The organism is Streptomyces sp. AJS327 (assembly GCF_013450295.1).
GTDB lineage: Bacteria > Actinomycetota > Actinomycetes > Streptomycetales > Streptomycetaceae > Streptomyces.
The window spans coordinates 1,339,026-1,362,341 of record NZ_SKBR01000002.1; the positions used below are offsets into that span (position 1 = coordinate 1,339,026).

The following is a 23,316-nucleotide window of genomic DNA, read 5'->3' on the forward strand; positions in this document are numbered from 1 at the left end:
CCTCCCGTCCGCGAGCCGGTCAGCCCAGCGACGCCGACAGTGTGATCGGGACGCCGGTGAGCGCCTGGCTGACCGGACAGTTCACCTTCGCGTCCTCCGCCGCCGAGACGAACGCCGCCTCGTCCAGCCCCGGAACCTCGCCGCGCACCGTCAGCCGCACGCCGGTGATGCCGGTGCCGGGCTGGAAGGTCACGTCGGCCTGGGTGGTCAGCCGGGAGGGCGGGTTCCCCGCGCCGCTCAGCCCGTTGGACAGCGCCATCGAGAAGCAGCTGGAGTGGGCCGCGGCGATCAGCTCCTCGGGGCTGGTCTTGCCGTCCGGTTCCTCGGCGCGCGCGGGCCAGGAGACCGGGTGCTCGCCGAGACCGGACGAGTCGAAGCTCAGCGTCCCCCTCCCCTCGGTCAGCGAGCCGGTCCAGATGGTGTGCGCCGTACGTGTCGTAGCCATGGTCAAACCTCCGTAGTGGTAGGTGCCGTGGCCCGCGACCGCCGTGGTCCGCGCCGCCCGGCGCGGGGTCGCCGGCGGCGCCGGGCCGTACCCGATCCTGCGCCCGCCACCCGCCGGGGCGGGGGCCCGACGCGCCGGGGCTGTCAGACCCCCTCGCTACGCTCGCCCACATGACAGTGGAGCTGATCGGAAGGGAGCACCCCACCGCGCTGCTGCGTGGCGAGACCGCCCGGGCCGCGGCGAGCCACGGCGGGCTGGTGCTGGTCACGGGGGAGGCGGGGATCGGCAAGACGGCGCTCGTCACCCGGATCGCCGAGGAGGCACGGCGGAACGGCTCGCTGGTCGTCGGCGGCGCCTGCTGGGCCTCCGGCAGCGCCCCCGGCTACTGGCCCTGGACCCAGACCGTGCGCGCGCTGCGCCGCGCCGCCACCCCCGAGGAGTGGCGGGCCGTCGAGGAGGCCGCCAGCGCCGCTGACCTGGCGGTGCTGCTGGGCGGGGAGCCCGGCACCCCCGCACCGGCGGGTTCCGCGACTCCCGCCGGTGCGTCCGGGACGCCCGCCGGGGGCGGCGAAAGCGCACCGGCGGGCTTCCGGCTCTACGACGCGGTGACCACCGCGCTGGTCGCCGCCTCGCAGCACCGCCCGGTGCTGGTGCTGCTGGAGGACCTGCACTGGGCCGATCCGGAGTCCCTGCGACTGCTGGAGTTCGCCGCCCAGCACACCTGGTTCGAGCGCCTCCTGCTTGTCGGCACCTACCGGGACGTCGAGGGGGAGGCACCCGGCCACCCGCTGCGCCCGCTGCTGCTTCCGCTCGTCGCGAAGGCCACCACCCTCACCCTGACGGGGCTGGACGACGCGGGCGCCAGCGCCCTCATCACGCGCACCACCGGCACCCCACCGGAACCGGCGCTCGTCGCGGAGGTCCTGCGGCGCACCGGCGGCAACCCCTTCTTCATCGAGCAGACGGCCCGGCTGTGGCACAGCGGCGGATCGGTCAGCGCGGTCGCCCCCGGGGTGAGCGAGGCGGTGCGGCGGCGGCTCTCCCTGCTGCCCGAGCCGGTCGCGGAGCTGCTGGCCACCGCCGCCGTGCTGGGCCGCCGTTTCCACCGGGCGCTGCTCGCCGCCGTCGCGGGACAGCCGGTGGCCCACGCCGACCGGCTGCTCGACCAGGCCCTCGCGGCCCGCCTGGTGGTGGCCGAGGAGGAGGGCCGCTTCTCCTTCGCGCACGACCTGGTGCGCGAGGCGCTGCACGACACCCTCGGCTCGGCGGAGGCCCGTGCCCTGCACGCGGCGGCCGTCCGCGCCGTCGTCGGGAACCCGGCGCTCGCCGGGCGGGTGCTGCCCGCCGAACTCGCGCGCCACGCCCACCTCGCCGGGCCCGCGCTCGACCCCGGGCAGGCCGCCGAACTCCAACTGGCCGCCGCCGAGGACGCCGAGGTCCGGTACGCCGTGGAGGAGGCGATCGGGCACCGGCGGCGCGCCCTGGAGCGGATACCGGTCACGGACGTCCGCGCCCGGTTCCGGTACACCGTGGGGCTGGGCACGGCGCTCCAGTGCAACCGGGAGTGGGAGGAGAGCTGGCGGGTGCTGGGCGAGGCCGTCGAGCTGGCCCGGGGGCTGGACGACGCGGAGCCGCTGGCCCGCGCCGCCCTCACGCTCTACGGCGGCGGATACACCGGCTCCCAGGGGAAGTTGGTCGCCGACCTCATCGGTGAGGCGCACGAGGCCCTGGCGCCCGGGGAGCCCACCGGCCACGGCGGTCCGGAGCCGCCGGGCGGGCGCGCCCCGCACGTCCTGGCCGAGGAGCTGAGCGAACACCTCACCGCCGTCGCCCGTGGCGGGCTGGACGACGAGATGCTCAGCTTCGGCCTCTCCACCCGGCACGACCTCATCTGGGGCCCGGGCACCGCCGCCGAACGGCAGGCGCTCACCGAGGAGATCCTCACCGTCGCCCGCCGCTCCGGCGACCAGAGCATGGCGATGTACGCCTCCGCGCTGCGCTGGGTGGCGCTGCTGGAGCAGGACGACCCGCGCTATCTGCACCAGCTGGACGAACAGGTCGCGCTCGCCCGGCGGTTGAACGTCCCCCGGCTGACGGTGATGGCCGACGCCGACCGCACGCTGGTCGACGCCCACCGGGGCGAGGTCGGCCGGGTCGCCCGGCTGCTGGAGGGCATCCCCGAACTGACCGGGGAGCGGCGGCGGCTCTGGGACAGCGTGGCCGGGCTGCACATCCGGTGGTCGCTGGCGCTGCTGCGCGGGGAGGAGGGACGGGCCGAGGAACTACTCGGACCGCTCACCGCCGCGGGGCATCCGGCGACGGGCCTGCTGGGCGCGCTCTGCGCCGCGCACCGGGGGGACGCCGCCGTGGCGGTCGGGTACCTCCGTGGGGAGTACGCCCGGCACGAGCGGCCCGAGCGCCAACTACCGCGCGCGGTGGTGCCGTTGTGGCTGCGTTTCCAGGCCGAGGCCGCGGTGCTCTCCGGCGAGGAGGACCTGCTGGCCCGGGCCCGGGACGACCTCGCGCCGTACGCGCGCGAGTGGTGTGTCTCCTTCTACGGCTGTGACATCGGCGGTCCCGTCGTCCTCTGGCTGGCCCAGCTGGACGCGGCGCTGGACCGCGTCGACGCCGCGGTCGAGGGGTTCGGCGCGGCGCTCGCCGCGGCCGACCGGCTGTGCCTGCACGCCTGGTCGGCGGAGGCCCGCGTCGGTCTCGCGCACGTGCTGCGTGAGCGGGGTCTCCCCGGTGACCGGGAGCGAAGCGAGGCGCTGTACGCCGAAGTGGAGCGTGTGGCGGGGGAGATGGGCATGGTGCGGCTTGCCGGGCGGGCGCGGGCGGCGCTCCGCGCCGGGGCCCCGTGGCCGGTCGCCGCTTCCGGCCCCGCCCAACCCGGGCTGTCGGCAGCGGAGTTCGAGCCGCCTGGGACGCTACCCGGACCGCGCGTGGCTGACCCCGGGCCGCACGCGGCCCAACCCGAGCCGTCCGCCGCCGAGTTCCGCCGGGAGGGCGCGGTCTGGGCGCTGCGTTTCGCGGGACGGCTGGCACATCTGCCGGACGCCAAGGGGCTGCGGGACCTGCGGACCCTGCTCGCCCATCCCGGCAGTGAGATCCCGGCGGCGACCCTGCTGGCGGCCGGTGGGGGACCCGGGGAGGCGGAGGCCGTGGAGGCGCACCGGTTGGGGGGCGACGCCCTGCTCGACGAGCGGGCGAAGGCCGCCTACCGGGAACGCCTCCAGCGGCTCGACGAGGAGATCGACCGGGCGGTGGAGCGCGGCGCCGACACTCGCGCGGCCGAGCTGGACGAGGAACGCGCCGCGCTGCTCGCCCAGTTGCGGGAGGCCGCCGGGCTGGCCGGACGGACCCGCAGGCTGGGCGACCAGGCCGAGCGGGCCCGGAAGACGGTCACCGCCCGGATCCGGGACACCCTGCGCAAGCTGGCCGGGAGTCACCCGGAACTCGCCGCGCACCTGCGGGAGTCCGTCACCACCGGCACCTCCTGCCGGTACCAGCCGGAGCGGCGGGTCTCCTGGCGGCTGTGACGGCTCCGCCTCTCCGGCTCACTTCCGGTTGTACAGCCGCATGGTGAGGCTGCCGAAGACCGCGATCAGCACCGCGCCCGAGCCGAGCGTCCAGGTGATCTCCCCGCCGTTGACCGTGCCGTCCATCGCGTCCCGCACCGCCGCCACCAGGTGGGCGATGGGGTTGACGTCGACGAACACCTGGAGCCAGCCGGGCATCGTCTCCGGCTCCACCAGGATGTTGCTGAGGAAGGTCATCGGGAAGAGCACCATCATGCTGACGCCCATCACCGACTTCTCGGACCGCATCAGCAGCCCCACCATCGTCCATATCCAGGAGAAGGCGAAGGAGAAGACGATCAGCAGGGCGATCCCGCCGGTCACGCCGAGCACTCCGCCGGCGGGGCGGAAGCCGAGTACCAGGCCGAGGACGAGGATCACCACGGACGCCGTCAGGTAGCGGACGGCGTCGGCGAGCAGGTAGCCGACCATCGGCGCCGGACGCCAGATCGACAGGGTCCGGAAACGGTCGAAGACGCCCTTCTCGATATCGGTGTTGACCGACATGCCGGTGTACATGGTGGTCATCACCACGCTCATCACCATGATCCCGGGCAGCAGGTACTGGAGGTAGTCACCGGTCGATCCGGCGAGCGCCCCGCCGAACAGGTAGGTGAACATCAGCGTCATCATGACCGGGAACGCCGTGACGTCGAACAGCTGCTCCGGCACGTGCTTGATCTTCAGCATGGCCCGCCAGCCGAAACTGATCGAGGCGGTCAACGCGCTGGGGCGGGGCGGCCGTTCGGTCGTCAGCAGCAGGGCGGCCAGCTGCTCGTCCCGGACCGGGGCCAGCTCCTCGTCGGCCCGCTCCGGCGTGGTCGCGGTGGTGCTCATGGTCGTCAGCCCTTCGTGGTGGTGGTGATGGCCGGTTCGGGGGAGGCCGCGGCGGCGGGCCGGGCGGTGAGCGCGAGGAACACCTCGTCCAGGCTCGGCTGGCCCAGCGAGAAGTCGTCCACGACGATGCCGTGGTCCGCGAGGAGGGAGAGGGCCCGGGCGGCGCTCCGCGCGGCACCGTCCGCGCTCGCCGCGTCGCCCACCCGAGCGGTGAGGGCCAGCGGGTCCGAGTCCAACCGCACCTCCGTGGCCAGCTGTTCGGTGAGCAGCCGCCGGGCCTCCGGGCGCTGGGCGGTGTCCCGCAGCCGGACGTGCACGGAGCCCGCGCCGACCGAGGACTTCAGCTCGCCCGGGGTGCCCTCCGCGATCACCTTCCCGGCGTCGATCACGGCGATCCGGTCGGCCAGCTGGTCGGCCTCGTCCAGGTACTGGGTGGTGAGCAGCACGGTGGTGCCGTGCGCGCGCACCGCGCGCACGATGTCCCACACCTGGTTGCGGCTGCGCGGGTCGAGCCCGGTGGTGGGCTCGTCCAGGAACAGCAGGTCGGGGGTGTTGAGGATGCTCGCGGCGATGTCGATCCGCCGCCGCATCCCGCCCGAGTAGTTCTTTACCTGGCGCCCCGACGCCTCCTCCAGGCCGAAGGCCGCGAGCAGGTCGGCCGCCCGCTCGCGGGCCCGGGCCCACGAGTGCCCGAGCAGCCTGCCGAGCAGGACGAGGTTCTCGGTGCCGGTCAGGTCCTCGTCCAGCGAGGCGTACTGGCCGGTCAGACTGACCCGGGCGCGTACCGCGTCGGCCTCCCGGTGGACGTCGTGCCCGAACACCAGGGCCTGGCCGCCGTCCGGGCGCAGCAGGGTGGCGAGCATCCGCACCGCCGTGGTCTTGCCCGCGCCGTTCGGCCCCAGCACCCCGTAGACCGAACCGGCCGGCACGGTCAGGTCGACGCCGTCGACGGCGCGCTTCTCACCGAAGACCTTGACCAGGCCGGTGGTCTCGATGGCGAGTTCGCCCGGTGGTTCTGTGCGTGTCATCTCTTCTCTTCCCAGGTTCGGAGCCGTACCGGCGGGCACGGCTCGGTGGTTCGGCGGGCCGCCGGTGGCGCGGCCCGGTGGTGGCGCGGTGCGGTTCCGGCGCACCGGGGTCACGACGGGTAGTGGCGGAGCGCCCGAGCGTCCCGCAGGGCCAGGCCCCACCAGGTGAGCTGGTCGAGCAGGGCCCCGGCCCGCCGTTCGCCCAGCGGGCCGGGCAGTGGGCTCTCCAGCAGGTCGTGGCCGACCTCGTCGCGCAGTGTCACGGTGTGCAACTCCGAGAAGACGACGCGGAGTTGGTCGACAGCGCGACCGCCGGTGCCGCCACTGCCGTACGAGACGAAGCCGACCGGCTTGGCCCGCCACTCGTCGTACGCGCAGTCGATCGCCTGCTTCAGCGCGGCCGGGAAGCCGCGGTTGTACTCCGGGGTGACCACCACGAAGCCCTCCGCCGCCGCGACGCGTGCGGAGAACGCGCTCATCGGCCCGGTCGCCGTCCGGGGAAGCCGCGCGGGCAGGCCGGCGTCGCGGAGGTCCACCACCTCGGGCGCCAACTCGCGCCGTTCACCGGCGCGTTCCGTGAACCATCCGGCGACCGCGCCCCCGGCCCGCCCCTCGCGGGTACTGCCGACGAGGACCGCGACCCGCAGGGGCCCGTCCGACCACTCGCGCATACCGGCTCCCTCCACCGTCGCTACGCGCCGGCTCCGGACCGGCGCGCTCACCCGGCAGGCGCGAGACGTGATCCGGCGGTCGCTGGATTCCGTCTCGCACCCGTCTGGCGCGCCGTCTCGCGGACCGCCCGCACCGCGCGGGGAAGCACCGGAGACGCGACGGCCCGGGTGTCAACGGACATGCCGACGGCGGCGAGTTGGCCAACCGCACCGGGGGGCACAGGGGTTGGCCAACCGCCGTGCGGAGCACGGGAAGTGCGCGGCGGCCGCCCCGTGCGGGAGGGGACGGCGGGCGTGACGGGGCGGCTGAGGACCGAACGAAGGGGCTCAGGCGCGGAGTTGGGAGAGGTGGTGCACCGCGGCCTGGGCGAGGGCGATCCGGCGGTCGAGACGGTCGGCGTTCCACCGGTAGCTGTTGCGGGCGTAGCGGTAGACGAGACCGGGCCGGGCGAACGGACGGCCCCGCGGGCGCCACACCTTGCGCTGCGGACAGCCCCAGACGTTCAGGCCGATACCGCCACCGCCGAAGGTAACCAGCATGATCACCAGGGAGACGAGGAAGAAGAGCACCCACAGCGGCAGGAGCAGCAGAAAGGCGAGCCACCCGGGCCAGGTGCCCTTGTACCCGGTGACCGGCGGGGAGCCGTCCGGGAACTCGATCATCCAGGTGGCGCGGCCGCTGCGCGGCGAGCGCCCCCGGTGGAACCGGCACAGCGGCTCGTCCCGCTCGTCGACCACGGTGAAGTGCCGGGGCTCGCCCTTCGGCAGCCGTTCCGGATGGACCCGGCAGAGCACCGGCCGTTCGCTCCCGCCCGGGGCGTCGCGGCTGGCCGGGTCGTGCAGGGCCAGCACCGGGTGGCCCTCGTGGGTGCGGGCGTGCGCGCGGGTGCGCTCCTCCACCTCGGCGACGGTGGTGGGGCCGGACGCCCGGCGCGTCCCGGCCGAGCCACCGGGCGGGGCGCCCGTGACGGGCGAACCGTTCAGCGTGGGGGAGGAGCCGGGGTCGAGGAAGCTGCCCGGTCTCTCCAGCCGTATGTGGGCCGTGGCCATCTCCGAGCGGTGCTCCCCCTCGGGCAGCACCATGAAGCAGTCGCCCTCCGGCCACAGTCCGGAGTGCGCCCCGGAGGCGCCGTCGAACTCGATGGTGAAGTCCATCCGTGTCTACTCCCGTCCCGCTGGCGGTTGTTCGAACATCGGCCGTGGCCCGCGCAGATTGTGCCAACTCGGGGCGGTGTGGGCGAGGGGGCCGGGCGTTCGCCCCCGCACTCCGGGGTACGGGGTCCCGGCGCCGGGTATCGGACCCTCAGAGGGTGCTGACGGGGGCAGAGAAAGGTGGCACACACAGCATGATCAAGGGCATCGACGTCTCCTCGTACCAGCCGACGGACTACAGCACGAAGGGGATGGACTTCGTCTTCATCAAGATCACGGAGGGCACCTCGTACACCAACCCCAAGTGGGTGGAGCAGCGCAAGACCGCCAGGGACGCCGGACTGGTCACCGGCTTCTACCACTTCGGCCGCTCGGGCAGCGTCACGAAGCAGGCGGACTACTTCCTCTCCAAGATCAACCTGAAGGCGGGTGACATGCTCGTCCTGGACTGGGAGGACACCGCCGTCACCAACGCGGAGAAGGACCGGTGGATCAAGTACGTGCAGGAGAAGCGCCCCCAGCACCGGGTGCTGCTCTACTGCAACACCAACTTCTGGCTGAACCACGACACCACCTCCTTCGCCGGAGACGGGCTGTGGATAGCGCACTACAACGGCAAGCCGGGCAATCCCGGCATCAAACACCCGTGGCGATTCCACCAGTACACGGACAGCCCGATCGACACCAACCTGGCGCGGTTCGACAGCCGCGCCGCGCTGCGCGAGTGGGCGGGCGGCTGACCGCCCCGGACGGACGGGCGGAGGCGCGGGGTGCGCGGACGACGCCGGCCACGGGCGGATAACCTCCCGGACATGCCCGACGCCAACACCGCCTCCCCGGCCCCCGGTACGGCCACGACGGACCCTCCGCCCTCCCGCACGCCCGGTTCCCCCGAGCCCCCGGCGGCCGCCCGGCCCACCGCCTCCGCAGCGCACACCCCGCCGCGCGCGAGGCCGCGAGGAGAGCGGGAGGGAGCCGGGGGACCGGAGGGAGCCGGGGAGCCGGACGGGCCGGGCGAGCCCCAGGAGCCGGGCCCCCTGGGCGAGTTCCGGCGGCGGCTCACACCGCGTCAGGCGCGCCGGGTACGGGCGGTGCTCTCCGCGGCGGTCATGGTCGTCGTGGCGGTGGCGATGGTGGCGCGGCTGCGGGCCACCCCGTCCGTGCTGACCGTCGGGTTCTACGGGGGCGCGCTGGTGCTCTCCGGGACCGCCGTCTCGCTCAGCAGACGGGGCCGTACCCGGGTGGCGACGGCGGTGCTGTTCCTGGGCTTCACCCTGGTCGCCGCCGCCGAACTGGTCACCCCCGCCGCGTAGCTGGTGTTGGCTGGTCCCCCCCCGTCCCCCGGTTCCGCGGTCCGGGCGGGACCGGGCCACGGCGGGTCCGGCGCCCGAGGCGCCACCGTGACCAGCGGTGATCCCCAGGGCCCGCCGTACACTGCGGACATGACCCACGACGTGCCGCAGACCAGGGCCTCGGACAGTGAGCGCGAGGAGATCGCCGAGCTCCTGCGGACGGCCGTCGAGGACGGCCGGCTGGACGCCGGGGAGTTCCGGGACCGTCTGGACACCGCCTACGCCGCGCGGACCCGGGGCGAACTGGACGCCCTGGTGGGTGACCTGTCCCCGGCCAGCGCCAGCGCGCCGTCCGCGCCGGTGGCGGACGCCGACCCCCCACACCCCACGTCCGGGCGGTCGTCGGGCTTCGGCCTCGGTCTGTTCGGCGGCTTCAGCCGACGCGGCGGCTGGACGGTCCCCCAGGTCTTCACCGGCGTCGCGCTGATGGGCGGCGGCCTCATCGACCTCCGGGACGCCCGGCACACCCGGGGCGAGGTCCGCGTCCGCTGCGTCGCCCTCTGCGGCGGGATCGAGGTACTGGTGCCCCCGCGGGCCGAGTTGCGGGTGCGCGGTGTCGGTGTCATGGGGGGCTTCGGCACCAGCCAGGAGGGAACGCCCGAGCCCGGCGCCCCGTGCGTCGTGGTGACCGGCCTCGCGCTCTGGGGCGGGGTCAGCGTGCGGCGCAAGGCGCGCCGGGACGACGCCGCCCGGCTCGACGGCGCCGACAATGAACGCCCCGCGGCCTGACCCCGGTTCCGGCGATCCGGGGCCACGCCCGCGAGGCGGCGCCGGTCAGCCCGCCCGCTCCCAGCGGGCGGGGTCCGCGCCGTAACTCCCCGGCGGCCTCGGCCAGTCGGTGGGACCGCCCGTGAAACCCACCGGGGGCCGCGCGTACCGCAGACGGCCCGACGGACTGTCCCGCTCCGCGAGCCGCTCCTCCGGGCCGTCCGCCGGAACGGCCGGGCCCGGGGCCGGAGTCGAGGGACGGGGAAGCTCCGCCGTCAGCCAGTGCGCGGTGCGGGCCAGCGTGGCCCGCACCAGACGGGAACCGCTGCTCCCCGTCCGCTGCTCGGTGAGCGAACGCAGCACCCCGGCGGCCAGCAGATAGCCCGTCGCGTGGTCCAGCGCCTGGGCGGGCAGCGCGCCCGGCTCGCCGCTCTCCGGGTCGGCCTGGAGCTCGGCGATACCGGTGGCCGCCTGGACGAGACTGTCGAAACCGCGTCGCCGGTGCCAGGGCCCGCCGCACCCCCAGGCGCCCAACTGGCCCACGACCAGGCCCGGTCTGCGGTCGGCGAGCGACTCCGGCGCCAGACCGAAGCGGTCCAGCGCCCCGGGTCGGTAGCCGGTGAGTACCACGTGCGCGGAGGACAGCAGCTCCTCGAAGACCGCCTGGTCCCGGCGGCGGGTCAGGTCGAGCAGCGCCGAACGCTTCCCGGCGCCCAACGCGAGGTGCAGCTGCGGGAGTTCGGGGAGGTGTGGGGGATCGACGCGCAGCACCTCGGCGCCGAACAGCGCCAGCACCTGCCCGGTGAGCGGACCGGCGATGACCCGGGTGAGGTCCAGCACCCGCAGCCCGGCCAGTCCGCCCGGCCCTCCGGACCCGGTCAGCTCCGGAGGCGCCGCGCCGTCCAGGCGGCCGAGCGTGAGCAGGCCACGGTCGCGGACGGCGGCGGCCTGCTCGTGCGCGGCCCACGCGCGCTCCGAGCGGACGGCGACGGCCAGCCCCCCGGCGGCGCTCACGGTCTCCTCCACCTCCAGGGCCTTGCGCCCGGCCAGCGCTCCCGCCAGCCCCTCCGGCCCCGCCCCGGCGGGCAGTCCGAGCGCCCGGAACAGCCGCTCGCGGTGGTGCGGATACTGGGCGTGGGTACGCACCCAGCCGTCGGCGGCGGGCCAGAACCGGGACAGCGGATGCCAGTTCCGCGGGGCCTCGCCGTCGATCCGCAGCAGCCGCTCGCCGGCGAACGCCGCGGCCACGGCGGCGTCGTCCACGGTCACCTCGGGCAGGCCGGTCGTTCCGGCCCGCGCGCAGGAGAACTCGGCCGCGGCGAGGGAGCAGGCGGCGACGCTGGCGGCGGCCACCTCGTCGACCGGGAGGCGGGCGGGCAGCAGCCCCGGGCGGCGCCGCCGGGAGACCCGCCCGAGCAGTGCCGGGTCCCCGCCGAGGGCGTCCCACGCACCGGCGACCGCGGGGGGCGAAGTGTGTTCCATCGGGCAATTGTGACACCGAGGCTCCCGCGCTCCGCACCGGCGCGCGTCCCGCGGCAGGCCGCTTCCGGCCCGGCCGGGCCGGCGGACGCGGGGAGTTCGGCGGACCGCGCCCGCCACCGGGGCCACAGCCCGGGAGTTGACGCCGTCCCCGCCGCCCGGGCGGGCGCCGCCACCCTGGCTGGGCCCAACCGCGCCTAGCCCGCCAGGAGTTCGGCCCCCCGGAACCGCGTCACCCGGAGCGCCCGGGCGTCCGGTGGGCCCGGGGCCGCCGAGGTCCGCGGGACGGCGGCGGGTAGCGTGGCACGGCGACGAACGGAGCACGGATACCCATGAGACGGCGGCCCGGACACTGGGAGCGGCCAGCGGTCGTCACCGGCGAGGCGGAGGCCCTGGCGGAACAGGAGCGGCTGCGCTCCCAGGTGGACCCACGGGACGCGGCGCCGCCGCCCGGAACCTCCGGCACCCTGATCGCGGGGCTCGACGTGGCCTACGACGACGCCCGGGACACCGTCGCCGCGGCCGTGGTGCTGCTCGCAGCCGACACCCTGGAGACGGTCGAGGAGCGCACCGCTACCGGGCGGGTCACGTTCCCCTACGTCCCGGGACTGCTCGCCTTCCGGGAGATCCCCGCCCTGCTCGACGCGTTGGAGGCGCTGAACCACCCTCCCGACCTGCTGGTCTGCGACGGCTACGGGCTCGCCCACCCCCGCCGGTTCGGCCTCGCCAGCCACCTCGGCGTCCTCACCGGACTGCCCGCGCTGGGCGTCGCGAAGAACCCGTTCGTCTTCACCCACGGGCCGGTCGGGCCCCTGCGCGGGGACAGCGCGCCACTGCTGGACGGCGCCGAGGAGGTCGGGCGGGCGCTGCGCACCCGGGAGGGGGTCCGCCCGGTGTACGTCTCCGTCGGCCACCGGACGAGCCTGGCGACGGCCTGCGCCCACACCCTGCGCCTCACGCCGCGCTTCCGGCTCCCGGAGACCACCCGGCGGGCCGACGCGCTGTGCCGCGCCGCTCTCCGGCGGGCCTGACCGCCGGTCCCGTCCCGCGCGCCCGTGCGCGAACGGGCCATCCCCGGGCCGTCCTCCGCTCCCCGGGCCGTGGCTCAGGTCAGGAGCGGGGCGCCGGCCGGGCGGGGTGCCCGGCGGGGGAGGCCAGCAACTCCAGCAGCCGCGCGGCCTCCTGGGCCACCGCCTCCCTGGCCGGGCCGACGGAGCGGCGCGAGTCGACAAGGTCCGGGTCAGCCGCCAGGACGCGGCGCAACTCCCCGGTGAAGACGGAGGCCAGGTGCGTCGAGATATTGATCTTCGTCATCCCGGCCGCGATCGCCCGGCGCAGCTCCTCGTCCGGCACCCCCGAGGAACCGTGCAGCACCAGCGGCACCGGCAGCCGGTCACGCAGCGCCCCGATCAGCTCCTTGTCCAACACCGAGGTCCGCTCGCGCATCGCGTGTGAGGAGCCGACCGCGACCGCCAGCGCGTCCACCCCGGTGGCCGCGACGAAGGCGGCGGCCTCCTCCGGGTCGGTGCGCGCGCCCGGCGCGTGTACCCCGTCCTTCCCGCCGACCTCGCCCAACTCGGCCTCCACGAAGGCGCCCCGCTCCCGGCACCAGGCGGTGAGTTCGGCGGTGACCTCGACGTTCTCCGCGTACGGCAGCGCGGAGGCGTCCACCATCACCGAACGCGCCCCCGCCGCCACCCCCGCGCGCACCAGCTCCGGGTCGGTGACGTGGTCCAGGTGCACCGCGACGTCCGCGCTCGCCCCCTCGGCCAGCGCCAGCGAGGCCCGGGTGAGAGGCAGCGGACCGCCGTGGTAGCGCACGCAGTTCTCGCTGATCTGGAGGATCACCGGCAGACCGGTGCGCTCGGCGGCCCACACCAGCGCCTCCGCCGTCTCCAGGTGGAGGACGTTGAACGCGGCGGCTCCGGTCCGCGCGGCGTACGCGGGGCCGACGATCCCCTCGGTGGACACCAGCGGCATGCCGTCAACTCCCCGCCGCTCGGACTGGTCAGGACTGGTCGAGCAGGACGGAACGGGTCAGGCCCCGCGGGTTGTCCGGGTCGAGCCCCCGGGCCCGCGCCCGCTCCAGCGCGACGCGCTGCGCCAGCACCAGCTCGGCCAGCGGATCCCGGGCGTGCTGGACGAACTCCGCGCCGCTGCCCGCGACCTGGTCCGCCAGACCCTCCGGCGGCTCCCCCAGCATCCAGGCGACCCGGCCGGGCGCGGCGATGGACACCGGGCCGTGCCGGTACTCCATCGCCGGGTAGGACTCCGTCCAACTCTGGGCGGCCTCCCGCATCTTGAGCGCGGCCTCGTGCGCCAGGCCGACCGTCCAGCCCCGGCCGAGGAAGGTGAACTGCTCGGCGTCCAGCCAGCTCCGCTCGACCGGCGCGGTGAGCGCGGCCTCCGCGTCCGCGACGGCGGCGGAGAGGTCCTCGCCCAGGTGCGCGCGGAACAGCGCCAGCGCGGTGGTGGCGAAACGCGTCTGCACCACGGACCGTTCGTCGGCGAAGGGCAGGCCGACCGTGGCGTCGGAGAGCGCGAGCGCGGGGGTGTCCTGGGCGCCGAGCACGGTGACCGTGGGCACCCGCCCGGCGGCCGACTCCAGCACCCGCAGGACCTCCGTGGTGGTGCCGGAGCGGGTGATCGCGACGAGCGCGTCGTACCCCCGGGCGGGGTCCAGCGCGGGATCCGCCTCGGAAGCGGCGTAGGCGTCCGTGACGCCGTGTCCGGCCCGCTCCCGCAGTACCGCGTACGACTGGGCCATGAACCAGGAGGTGCCGCAGCCGACCACCGCGACCCGGGCGCCGGGCGCCGGCAGCGGGTTCGGGGCGGCGGCGAGACGGGCGGCCTCCCGCCAGGTCGCGGGCTGGCTGTGCAGCTCCCGCTCCATGAAGACGGACTCGCTGACCACGGACTCGTTCACGGGGACACCCTTCCGCCGGACGGCAGGTCGTGCGGACCCGGCGGCGGAGCGACCGCCCCGCGCCCCGGCAACTCTACGCAGGCCACGCTCCGTTGGTCCATCCGCCCACCTGTGGCGGCGCGGTTCCGCGCCAGCGTCCGGACCCCGTCGGCGAGCCGGGCCGGAAGGCCGCCGGAGTCCGGCCACGGGCGCCGGGCGCCCGTGGCCGCTCCGTCCGCGCGGGAGTTCACCGCCCGTTCGGCACGCGGTGGCCGGCCGGGCGGTGGTGTCCCCGCGGACGCGCGGTGCTCACCTGGTGATGTGCAGGACCGGATAGATCTTCCGGTTCGACATCCACCGGGTGTGCCCCTTCTTCACGTCCCCCCTGCCGCAGGCCTTCAGGGTCAGGTAGGTCTCGCCCGGCTTGCTGTCCGGCGCGCTGCGGGCCCGGCCGATCGCGCAGCCGTGGTTGTGCCGGGTGTCGCGCACCCGCATGTCCATGCGGACCAGCGTGTGCCGTCCGTGCTTCTTGTAGCAGTGCTTGTACGCGAGGCTGCCGCCCCGTTTGTCGATCTTGCGCTCCTTGGTGCAGTGGATCTTGCCGTGCCCGTGGCCCGGGTCGTGTCCGCCGTCTCCGGGGACACCGCCGGGCGCCGCGGCGCCCGCCGGGGTACCGAAGGCCAGGGCGGCGCCCAGCAGGGCCGAGGTGGCGGCCAGCGTCACGCGGGTCTTCCTCGCCTGTAACACGCGCTCGTTTCCTCTCAGTCAGGTATCTCGGGTCTCTCAGGTCTCTCGGGTATCTCGGGACCGGACGGCGCCGGTTGCCCCGTCCGGGATGAGGAGGTGCCCGCGACACACCGACGCGGCGCGCCGGACCCGGGGGCACCGGGTGTGCGCGATGGCTCCCCGCTCCCCGCCGGTGCCCTTCCACGCGCCCCCAACGGCCCCCCGCGACGGCCGGGTTGGCTGCGGCGGACGGTCAGCGGTGGGGGACGAGAGGGCGGACGCCGCCGGGGCGATGGCTGTTCCCGGACGGTGCTGACGGTGCTGACCAGGCGGTTCGGGAGTCGCGGTGGCGTTGGGGTGGCCGGGGCGCGGTGCGGCGCGCCGCCGCGGGCCAGCGGCGCCCCCGGCGGGGGAACACCGCTCGCGGGCCGCCGCGTTGACCGGTGCGCGGGTGAACCCCCGCCTCGCCGTTGGCGGTGCGGGCGCGCGGTGGGCGGTACGCCGGAGCGTTGGGCCGGGCGCCGTCCGCCGGGGCGCTTCCGGGGGCGTGCCCGGACCCGGAACCCACGTCCGGGCTCGCTTCGTGCCCACTCCCGGGGCCCGTTCCGTCGCGGCCCGCTGCCCGCCGCGTCCGCGCCGGCTCATCCGTGTCCGTCCGGACCCGACCGAGGTGGACTGGGACGGCGGAGGGCGACCGGGGGCGACCGGGGGTGACTGGTGATGGCTGGGAGTGACTGGGCCGACTGGGGCGGCTGGAGCGAGAGGGGGCGGTCGCCGGGGCCGGGAGGGTGTGGCGCAGGACACCGTTCCGGAGCGTGCGGCCGTTGTCCACAGGGCTTGTGGAATGGGGAGGCCCTTCATAGCATCCCCGGTGTTACATCAGTTGTGTCACACGGCTGGGGGCCCGATGGCGGAGCAGGCGAAGGGGAGCGGACCGCTTGAGGGGGTGCGGGTGGTCGAGCTGGCCGGTATCGGTCCTGGCCCGTTCGCCGCGATGCACCTCGCGGATCTCGGTGCCGACGTGGTGCGGGTGGACCGCCCCGGGGGCAACGTGCTGGCCGTCGCCCCCGAGTCGGACGTCACCAACCGCAACAAGCGCTCCGTCGTCCTCGACCTGAAGGACGAGCGGGGGCTGGCCGCCGCACTCGACCTCGCCGGGCGCGCCGACGTCCTGATCGAGGGCTACCGGCCGGGGGTCGCCGAGCGGCTGGGGATCGGCCCCGAGGTCTGCCTGGCCCGCAACTCCCGCCTGGTGTACGGGCGGATGACCGGCTGGGGCCAGGAGGGTCCCCTCGCGCACACCGCCGGACACGACATCGGGTACGTCGCCGTGACCGGGGCGCTCGGCATGGTCGGCCAGCCCGGGGAGCCGCCCGCCGTCCCGGCCAACCTGCTCGGGGACTACGCGGGCGGCGCGCTCTACCTCGTCATCGGGGTGCTCGCGGCTCTCCAGCACGCCCGCTCGGAGGGCGGCGCCGGACAGGTGGTGGACGCCGCCATCGTCGACGGCACCAGCCACCTCAGTGCGATGATCCACGGCCTGTTGGCCGCCGGGGCCTGGCAGGACCGCCGGGCCGCCAATCTGCTGGACGGCGGCGCCCCCTTCTACGCCAGCTACCGCACCTCCGACGGCGGCTACATGGCCGTCGGGGCGCTGGAACCCCGGTTCTACGAGGAGTTCGTCCGGCTGCTCGGGCTGAGCGCGCCGCCCGACCGCTCCGACCCGGCGGCCTGGGAGGAGCTGCGCTCCGCGATAGCCGAGCGGTTCGCCAGCCGCACCCGCGCCGAGTGGACGGCGGTCTTCGAGGGGTCCGACGCCTGCGTCGCGCCGGTACTCTCCCTGCGGGAGGCCCCCGGGCACCCGCATCTGGCCGCGCGGGGCAGCTTCGTCGAGCACGAGGGGCTGGTCCAGCCCGCCCCGGCTCCCCGCTTCTCGGCGACCCCGGGCGCGGTGCGGCGCCCGCCCGCCAGACCGGGGGACGGCGCCGCCGAGGTCGCCGCCGACTGGGGGCTGCCCTCCCTCGCGGGGGACGACGCGGGCGGCCAGACCCCCTGAGCCCGTCCCGTCCCCCGCGCCCGTGGGCGTGCCGCGCGCCCGGCGCGGCGGGGTCCGCACCAACAGCCAGCCCGAAGGAGAGCCGACCATGCAGCGCCAGATCTTCACCGAGGACCACGAGGCGTTCCGCCAGACCGTGCGGACCTTCCTCGCCAAGGAGGTCGAGCCGTACCACGAGCAGTGGGAGCGGGACGGCGTCGTCCCCCGCGAGGTGTGGCGGGCGGCGGGCCGGCAGGGGCTGCTGGGGCTCGCAGTGCCCGAGGAGTACGGCGGCGGGGGCGAGTCCGACTACCGCTACGCGGCCGTGCTGTCCGAGGAGTTCGCGCGGGCCGGGGCCTCCGGTCTCGCGCTGCCGCTGCACAACGACATCATCGGCCCCTACCTGACGTCGCTCGGTACCGAGGAGCAGAAGAGCCGCTGGCTGCCCGGCTTCTGCTCGGGTGAGCTGATCACCGCGATCGCGATGACCGAGCCGGGCGCGGGCTCCGACCTCCAGGGCATCAGCACCAGGGCGGAGGACCGGGGCGACCACTGGCTGCTCAACGGCTCCAAGACCTTCATCTCCAACGGCGTCCTCGCCGACCTGGTGGTCGTGGTCGCCCGGACCACCCCGGAGGGCGGCGCGAAGGGGCTCTCGCTGCTGGTCGTGGAGCGCGGGATGGAGGGCTTCGAGCGTGGCCGCAACCTCGATAAGGTGGGCCAGAAGGCGCAGGACACCGCCGAACTGTTCTTCAACGACGTGCGGGTCCCCAAGGAGAACCTGCTCGGTGAGCTGAACGGCGCGTTCGTCCACCTGATGACGCACCTCGCGCAGGAGCGGCTGAGCATCGCGGTCTCCGCCATCGCCACCGCCGAGTACCTGGTGGAGATCACCACCGAGTACGTCAGGCAGCGGGAGGCGTTCGGCCGCCCGCTCGCCAAGCTCCAGCACGTCCGCTTCGAGATCGCGGAGCTGGCCACCGAGTGCGCCGTCACCCGGGCGTTCCTGGACCGCTGTATCGAGGAGCACGACCGGGGCGAACTGGACCCCCCGCACGCCTCGATGGCCAAGTGGTGGGCCACCGAGCTCCAGAAGCGCGTCGCCGACCGCTGCCTCCAACTACACGGCGGCTACGGCTACATGAGCGAGTACCGGGTCGCCAGGGCCTACACCGACGGCCGCATCCTGACCATCTACGGCGGCACCACCGAGATCATGAAGGAGATCATCGGCCGCTCCCTCCTCTCCTGACGCCGCCCCGGCCCACCCCGCGTACCGGGTGGGGCCCGGCGCGGTCCCGGCGCCGCCGTGTCCCGGCCGTCACCGACTCCCGCAGCCTCCCTTCCGCACTCCCGCTCTGAAAGGCAGTACACGTGAGCACCGAAGCCTTCGTCTACGAAGCCATCCGCACCCCGCGCGGGCGCGGCAAGGCCAACGGGTCCCTGCACGGCACCAAGCCCATCGACCTGGTGGTCGGCCTGGTACACGAGCTGCGGCGCCGTCTCCCCGGGCTCGACCCGGCCGCCATCGACGACCTCGTCCTGGGCGTGGTGAGCCCGGTGGGCGACCAGGGGTCCGATATCGCGAAGATCGCCGCGATCGCGTCGGGGCTGCCCGACACCGTCGCCGGGGTACAGGAGAACCGCTTCTGTGCCTCCGGGCTGGAGGCCGTCAACCTCGCGGCGGCGAAGGTCCGTTCCGGCTGGGAGGACCTGGTGGTGGCGGGCGGTGTCGAGGCCATGTCGCGGGTCCCGATGGGTACCGACGGCGGCGCCTGGCACATGGACCCGATGACCAGCTTCGAGACCGGCTTCGTGCCGCAGGGCATCGGCGCCGACCTGATCGCCACGCTCGGCGGCTTCTCCCGCCGGGACGTCGACGAGTACGCGGCCCGCTCCCAGGAGCTGGCCGCCGGGGCGTGGAAGGAGGGCCGGTTCGACCGCTCCGTCGTGCCGGTCACCGACCGCTCCGGGCTCACCGTCCTCGACCGGGACGAGCACCTGCGGCCCGGCACCACCGCCGACTCGCTCGCCGCCCTCAAGCCGTCCTTCGCCACCATCGGGGACCTGGGCGGCTTCGACGCGGTCGCGCTCCAGCGCTACCACTGGGTGGAGGCCATCGACCACGTCCACCACGCGGGCAACTCCTCCGGCATCGTGGACGGCGCCGCCCTCGTGGCGGTCGGCAACGGGGCGGTGGGCGAGCGGTACGGCCTCACCCCGCGCGCCCGGATCGTCTCCGCCGCGGTCTCCGGCGCCGACCCGACCATCATGCTCACCGGCCCGGCACCCGCCACCCGCAAGGCCCTCGCCAAGGCGGGACTGGAGATCGGGGACATCGACCTGGTCGAGATCAACGAGGCGTTCGCCGCCGTGGTGCTGCGCTTCGTCGAGGACATGGAACTGCCGCTGGAGAAGGTCAACGTGAACGGTGGCGCCATCGCGCTGGGGCACCCGCTGGGCGCCACCGGGGCCATGATCCTCGGCACCCTCGTGGACGAACTGGAGCGGCGCGACCAGCGGTACGGGCTGGCGACGCTGTGCGTCGGCGGAGGGATGGGGATCGCCACCGTCGTCGAGCGGCTGTAACGCCCGCCCCGCCGACGCGGACCCGCCACCCCGGCGGGCCGCGTCCGCCGCGCCGGGGCCGGAGCGAGCAGCCCGGCAGCCCGGCCCCCTCCTTCCGGGGCTGTGCCCCGTACCGCAGACTGATGGAGAGAACGAGACATGGCTGAGTCCACCGAGTCCACCACGATCCGCTGGGACCGGGACGCCGACGGCATCGTCACCCTGACCCTGGACGACCCCGGCCAGTCGGCCAACACCATGAACGCGGCGTTCAAGACCTCGCTCACCGCGATCGCCGACCGTCTGGAAGCCGAGCGGGACAGCGTGCGGGGGGTCATCGTCACCTCCGCCAAGAAGACCTTCTTCGCCGGGGGAGACCTGCGCGAACTGATCCAGATCCAGCCCGAGGACGCCCAGCGGGCCTTCGAGCTGGGCATGGGCATCAAGCGGGACCTGCGCCGCGTCGAGACGCTGGGCGTGCCGGTCGTCGCCGCGATCAACGGCGCGGCGCTCGGCGGCGGTCTGGAGATCGCCCTCGCCTGCCACCACCGGGTCGCGGTCGACGCGCCGGGCGCGAAGATCGGTGTTCCCGAGGCCACCCTCGGACTGCTCCCCGCCGCGGGGGGCGTCACGCGGACGGTGCGCATGCTGGGCGTCGCCGACGCGCTGCTGAAGGTGCTGCTGGAGGGCAAGCAGTACTTCCCCGCCAAGGCCCGGGAGATCGGCCTGGTGGACGAGGTGGTGGACACCGAGGAGGCGATGCTCGCCGCCGCGCGGGCCTTCATCGAGGCGAACCCCCAGTCCCAGCAGCCCTGGGACGTCAAGGGGTACAAGATCCCCGGCGGTACCCCGACGCACCCGAAGTTCGCCGCCAACCTGCCCGCGTTCCCCGCCAACCTGCGGAAGCAGACCGCGGGCGCCCCTTACCCGGCTCAGCGCAACATCCTCGCCGCGGCCGTGGAGGGCTCGCAGGTCGACTTCGAGACCGCGCAGGTCATCGAGGGGCGGTACTTCGTGGAGCTGGTCACCGGCCAGATCTCCAAGAACATGATCCAGGCGTTCTTCTTCGACCTCCAGGCCGTCAACGCGGGCCGCAGCCGCCCGCGGGGCCCCGAGCACCGCGAGGTGCGCCGGGTGGCGGTGCTCGGCGCCGGGATGATGGGCGCCGGGATCGCCTACTCCTGCGCGAAGGTCGGTATCGAGGTCGTGCTGAAGGACGTCACCCCGGAGGCGGCCGAGAAGGGGAAGGCGTACTCCGAGGGGCTGCTCGCGAAGGCTCTCTCCCGCGGCCGCACCACCGAGGCCAAGCGGGACGCCCTGCTGGCACGCATCACGCCCACCGCGGACCCGGGCGACCTCGCGGGCTGCGACGCGGTCATCGAGGCCGTCTTCGAGGACCCCGCGCTCAAGCACAAGGTGTTCCAGGAGATCCAGGACGTGGTGGCGCCGGACGCGCTGCTCTGCTCCAACACCTCGACCCTGCCCATCACCACGCTCGCCGAGGGCGTCACCCGGGACACGGACTTCGTCGGACTGCACTTCTTCTCCCCGGTCGACAAGATGCCGCTGGTGGAGATCATCCGTGGTGAGCGGACCGGGGACGAGGCGCTGGCCCGCGCCTTCGACCTGGTGCGGCAGATCAGGAAGACCCCGATCGTGGTCAACGACTCGCGGGGCTTCTTCACCTCGCGCGTCATCGGGCACTTCATGAACGAGGGGGTGGCGCTGCTGGGCGAGGGCGTCCCCGCGGCCTCGATCGAGCAGGCCGCCGCCCAGGCGGGCTACCCGGCCAAGGTGCTCTCGCTGATGGACGAGCTGACTCTCACCCTGCCGCGGAAGATCCGGCAGGAGACCAGGCAGGCCCTGCTCGCCGAGGGCGTCGACTACCCCGACCACCCGGCGGACGCGATCATCGACCGCATGATCGACGAGTTCGGGCGCACCGGCCGCAGTGGTGGCGCCGGGTTCTACGACTACGACGAGACCGGCCAGCGCGCCGGGCTCTGGCCGGGGCTGCGCGAGCACTTCGGGAGCGCGGGCGGTGAGCTGCCGTCGCTGCGCGACATGCGCGAGCGGATGCTCTTCAGCGAGGCCCTGGACACCGTCCGGCTCTTCGAGGAGGGCGTGCTGACCTCGGTGGCGGACGCCAACATCGGCTCCATCATGGGCATCGGCTTCCCCGCCTGGACCGGTGGCGTGATCCAGTACATCAACGGCTACGAGGGCGGGCCGGCCGGTTTCGTGGACCGTGCCCGGGAACTCCAGGAGCGCTACGGCGACCGCTTCGCGGTGCCCACGCTCCTCGCCGAGAAGGCCGCCCGGGGCGAGACCTTCAGCGACTGACGGGGTCCGGCTCGGCCGGGTCAGCGGAGGGCCGTGGGGCGCGCTCCTTGGGGAACGCGTCCCGCAGCTCCTCCTTCATCGACCGCTGGAACGCGGTGACCAGCGCCTGCATCACCATCGGCTGCATATGGGCGGAGAGCGACCGCATCTCCGCCACCCGCTCCGGGTCCGCCTCCCGCTCCCGGTAGGGCATCCACACCTCGTCCCGGAAGAGCCTGCTCAGCTCCCGGGCGGTGGAACGGCTGTGCTCCAGCACCACCTCGCGCGCGGCGAGGATGACCTCCTGGGAGAGGGGCACGTCCAGCAGCCGCACGCCGAGGTGCAGCAGCCCGGGGTCGACCCGGAAGACCGAGGGATCCTCGGTGCTCTCCAGCACGGTCATCGCCGCGAGCCGCCGCAGGTCCTCGTCGGTCAGCTCGCGGCCGACGCGCCGCTCCAGCTGCTCGCGGGTCGCCTCGTCCACCGTGTCCGGCATCCAGGAGGCGACGACGGCCCGGTGGATGGCGAGGTCATGGGCGCTGATGTCGTCCGGCAGGTGCTGGAGGTAGCGCTCGATGGCCGCCAGGGTCATGCCCTGGTGCTGGAGTTCTTCTATCAGCGCGAGCCGGGAGAGGTGCTCCGGGCCGTAGTGGCCGACCCGGCGCGGGCCGATGGCCGGGGGCGGCAGCAGCCCGCGCGTGCTGTAGAAGCGGATGGTGCGCACGGTGACCCCGGCGCGGGCGGCGAGCTGGTCGACGGTGAGCTGGTCGGCCTGGGGCGCGGCGGAGCCCTCCGGCGCGTCCGGGGAGTGCCGCTCCTGCCGCCGCCGGTGGCCGCGCGGTCCGTCCTGCTGGTCCATCTGCGGTGCCTCTCTCGCGGACGTGCGCCGGTCGTCTGCAACAGTATTGCTGTCTCACCATTCTTGTACCGCACCTCTTGTACCGCACCTCTTGTACTGCACTACCCGGGCGGGACGGAACCCACGGCCCGCTTCTCGGGAAGCCGCCGGCCGGGCCCGGGCCGGGCTCGTCCCGATCCGCGCGCCGCGTCCGGCCCTGGCCAGCGCACCGCGTCCGGCCGAGCTGACCCTCCCCGCTCCGGCCAGCGCCCACCCCCGCCCGGCCGGGAGCGCCCGCCCCGGCGGGCCGTCCACCGCCGGGCGGCGGGGGACGCGGAGAGCCCGGGCGCCGGGCGGCCCGCCGGGTCCATCATGGGAAGCGTGAACGCACACCCCGATCGCCCTGATCGCCCCGGGCCGCCCGCCGCCGGGCGGGGCGGAGCGCGTGGACGCTCCGGGGCGTCCGCCCTGTCCGGACGTCGCGCGCCCGGCACGCCCCCGGCTCCACCTGCGACGGGGAGCCCGGAGAGCCCGCCCCCTTCGGACACCCCGGACACCGTCGCTGGCGCCGCCGGGCCGGAGGCCCCCGGAACCGGGGCCGGGCCCGGCACCACGGCGGCCGGGCCCGCCGGACCCTCCACGCCGTCCGGGTCTGCCGGGCGCGGTGCCGCG

General features: G+C 74.9%; 19 protein-coding genes. 9 read left to right on the top strand and 10 right to left on the bottom strand.

Features of this window, described 5'->3' with window-relative positions; all coding sequences use genetic code 11:
• Window positions 1-19 precede the first annotated feature (19 nt).
• Window positions 20-445 (bottom strand): OsmC family protein, encoded by a 426-nt coding sequence (locus E0L36_RS15385; protein WP_180929587.1) that lies wholly within the window; start codon window positions 443-445, stop codon window positions 20-22.
• 170 nt (window positions 446-615) lie between these two features.
• Here E0L36_RS15385 and E0L36_RS15390 point away from each other — a divergent pair, with 170 nt between their 5' ends.
• Window positions 616-3,984, top strand: coding sequence for an AAA family ATPase (locus tag E0L36_RS15390; RefSeq protein ID WP_180929588.1), 3,369 nt, complete (start codon window positions 616-618; stop codon window positions 3,982-3,984).
• A gap of 18 nt (window positions 3,985-4,002) precedes the next feature.
• Here E0L36_RS15390 and E0L36_RS15395 read toward each other — a convergent pair whose 3' ends face one another.
• The 4 genes from E0L36_RS15395 to E0L36_RS15410 all read right to left on the bottom strand — a co-directional run bounded on the left by E0L36_RS15395 (window position 4,003) and on the right by E0L36_RS15410 (window position 7,714).
• Window positions 4,003-4,860: an ABC transporter permease gene (locus E0L36_RS15395; protein WP_180929589.1), complete on the bottom strand. Its 858-nt coding sequence runs from the start codon at window positions 4,858-4,860 to the stop codon at window positions 4,003-4,005.
• 5 nt (window positions 4,861-4,865) lie between these two features.
• Window positions 4,866-5,888: an ATP-binding cassette domain-containing protein gene (locus E0L36_RS15400; RefSeq protein WP_180929590.1), complete on the bottom strand. Its 1,023-nt coding sequence runs from the start codon at window positions 5,886-5,888 to the stop codon at window positions 4,866-4,868.
• Between the two features lie 110 nt (window positions 5,889-5,998).
• Window positions 5,999-6,559 (bottom strand): NADPH-dependent FMN reductase, encoded by a 561-nt coding sequence (locus E0L36_RS15405; protein WP_180929591.1) that lies wholly within the window; start codon window positions 6,557-6,559, stop codon window positions 5,999-6,001.
• A 327-nt stretch (window positions 6,560-6,886) separates the two neighbouring features.
• Window positions 6,887-7,714, bottom strand: coding sequence for a hypothetical protein (locus E0L36_RS15410; protein WP_180929592.1), 828 nt, complete (start codon window positions 7,712-7,714; stop codon window positions 6,887-6,889).
• 191 nt (window positions 7,715-7,905) lie between these two features.
• On the opposite strand from E0L36_RS15410, the gene E0L36_RS15415 reads away from it, so the two are divergent.
• The 3 genes from E0L36_RS15415 (at window position 7,906) to E0L36_RS15425 (ending at window position 9,792) form a co-directional block, all read left to right on the top strand.
• Window positions 7,906-8,451: a glycoside hydrolase family 25 protein gene (locus E0L36_RS15415; RefSeq protein WP_180929593.1), complete on the top strand. Its 546-nt coding sequence runs from the start codon at window positions 7,906-7,908 to the stop codon at window positions 8,449-8,451.
• Between the two features lie 72 nt (window positions 8,452-8,523).
• The gene (locus tag E0L36_RS27700) at window positions 8,524-9,024 is read left to right on the top strand and encodes a hypothetical protein (RefSeq protein ID WP_258016172.1); all 501 of its coding nucleotides are present in this window, start codon (window positions 8,524-8,526) and stop codon (window positions 9,022-9,024) included.
• A 129-nt stretch (window positions 9,025-9,153) separates the two neighbouring features.
• A complete protein-coding gene (locus E0L36_RS15425) occupies window positions 9,154-9,792 on the top strand; it encodes a DUF1707 domain-containing protein (RefSeq protein ID WP_180929594.1) in 639 nt (212 codons plus the stop codon).
• A 45-nt stretch (window positions 9,793-9,837) separates the two neighbouring features.
• Here the strand turns inward: E0L36_RS15425 and E0L36_RS15430 are convergent, their stop codons facing one another.
• Window positions 9,838-11,253, bottom strand: coding sequence for a CoA transferase (locus E0L36_RS15430; protein ID WP_180929595.1), 1,416 nt, complete (start codon window positions 11,251-11,253; stop codon window positions 9,838-9,840).
• A 329-nt stretch (window positions 11,254-11,582) separates the two neighbouring features.
• Between E0L36_RS15430 and E0L36_RS15435 the strand changes: the two genes are divergently transcribed.
• The gene (locus E0L36_RS15435) at window positions 11,583-12,281 is read left to right on the top strand and encodes an endonuclease V (RefSeq protein ID WP_180929596.1); all 699 of its coding nucleotides are present in this window, start codon (window positions 11,583-11,585) and stop codon (window positions 12,279-12,281) included.
• A gap of 79 nt (window positions 12,282-12,360) precedes the next feature.
• On the opposite strand, the gene E0L36_RS15440 is transcribed toward E0L36_RS15435, so the two are convergent.
• From E0L36_RS15440 to E0L36_RS15450, 3 genes are all read right to left on the bottom strand, one after another.
• Window positions 12,361-13,230, bottom strand: a complete 870-nt coding sequence (locus tag E0L36_RS15440; RefSeq protein ID WP_180929597.1) for a class II fructose-bisphosphate aldolase — start codon at window positions 13,228-13,230, stop codon at window positions 12,361-12,363.
• Window positions 13,231-13,258: 28 nt separating this feature from the next.
• Window positions 13,259-14,143, bottom strand: coding sequence for an SIS domain-containing protein (locus E0L36_RS15445; protein WP_180930032.1), 885 nt, complete (start codon window positions 14,141-14,143; stop codon window positions 13,259-13,261).
• Between the two features lie 321 nt (window positions 14,144-14,464).
• Entirely contained in the window at window positions 14,465-14,902 is a 438-nt protein-coding gene (locus E0L36_RS15450; protein WP_180929598.1) for a hypothetical protein, read from the bottom strand.
• An 886-nt stretch (window positions 14,903-15,788) separates the two neighbouring features.
• Between E0L36_RS15450 and E0L36_RS15455 the strand changes: the two genes are divergently transcribed.
• From E0L36_RS15455 to E0L36_RS15470, 4 genes are all read left to right on the top strand, one after another.
• Window positions 15,789-16,937: a CaiB/BaiF CoA-transferase family protein gene (locus E0L36_RS15455; RefSeq protein WP_180929599.1), complete on the top strand. Its 1,149-nt coding sequence runs from the start codon at window positions 15,789-15,791 to the stop codon at window positions 16,935-16,937.
• 88 nt (window positions 16,938-17,025) lie between these two features.
• Window positions 17,026-18,168 carry an acyl-CoA dehydrogenase family protein gene (locus tag E0L36_RS15460; protein WP_180929600.1) on the top strand — a complete coding sequence of 381 codons (1,143 nt, stop codon included), beginning with the start codon at window positions 17,026-17,028 and terminating at the stop codon, window positions 18,166-18,168.
• Window positions 18,169-18,290: 122 nt separating this feature from the next.
• Window positions 18,291-19,505 (top strand): acetyl-CoA C-acetyltransferase, encoded by a 1,215-nt coding sequence (locus tag E0L36_RS15465; protein ID WP_180929601.1) that lies wholly within the window; start codon window positions 18,291-18,293, stop codon window positions 19,503-19,505.
• Between the two features lie 138 nt (window positions 19,506-19,643).
• Window positions 19,644-21,827 carry a 3-hydroxyacyl-CoA dehydrogenase NAD-binding domain-containing protein gene (locus E0L36_RS15470; protein ID WP_180929602.1) on the top strand — a complete coding sequence of 728 codons (2,184 nt, stop codon included), beginning with the start codon at window positions 19,644-19,646 and terminating at the stop codon, window positions 21,825-21,827.
• Here the strand turns inward: E0L36_RS15470 and E0L36_RS15475 are convergent.
• Window positions 21,817-22,665, bottom strand: coding sequence for a MerR family transcriptional regulator (locus E0L36_RS15475; RefSeq protein WP_180929603.1), 849 nt, complete (start codon window positions 22,663-22,665; stop codon window positions 21,817-21,819). The two genes, E0L36_RS15470 and E0L36_RS15475, sit on opposite strands and share 11 nt — an antisense overlap.
• Between the last annotated feature and the right edge of the window lie 651 nt (window positions 22,666-23,316).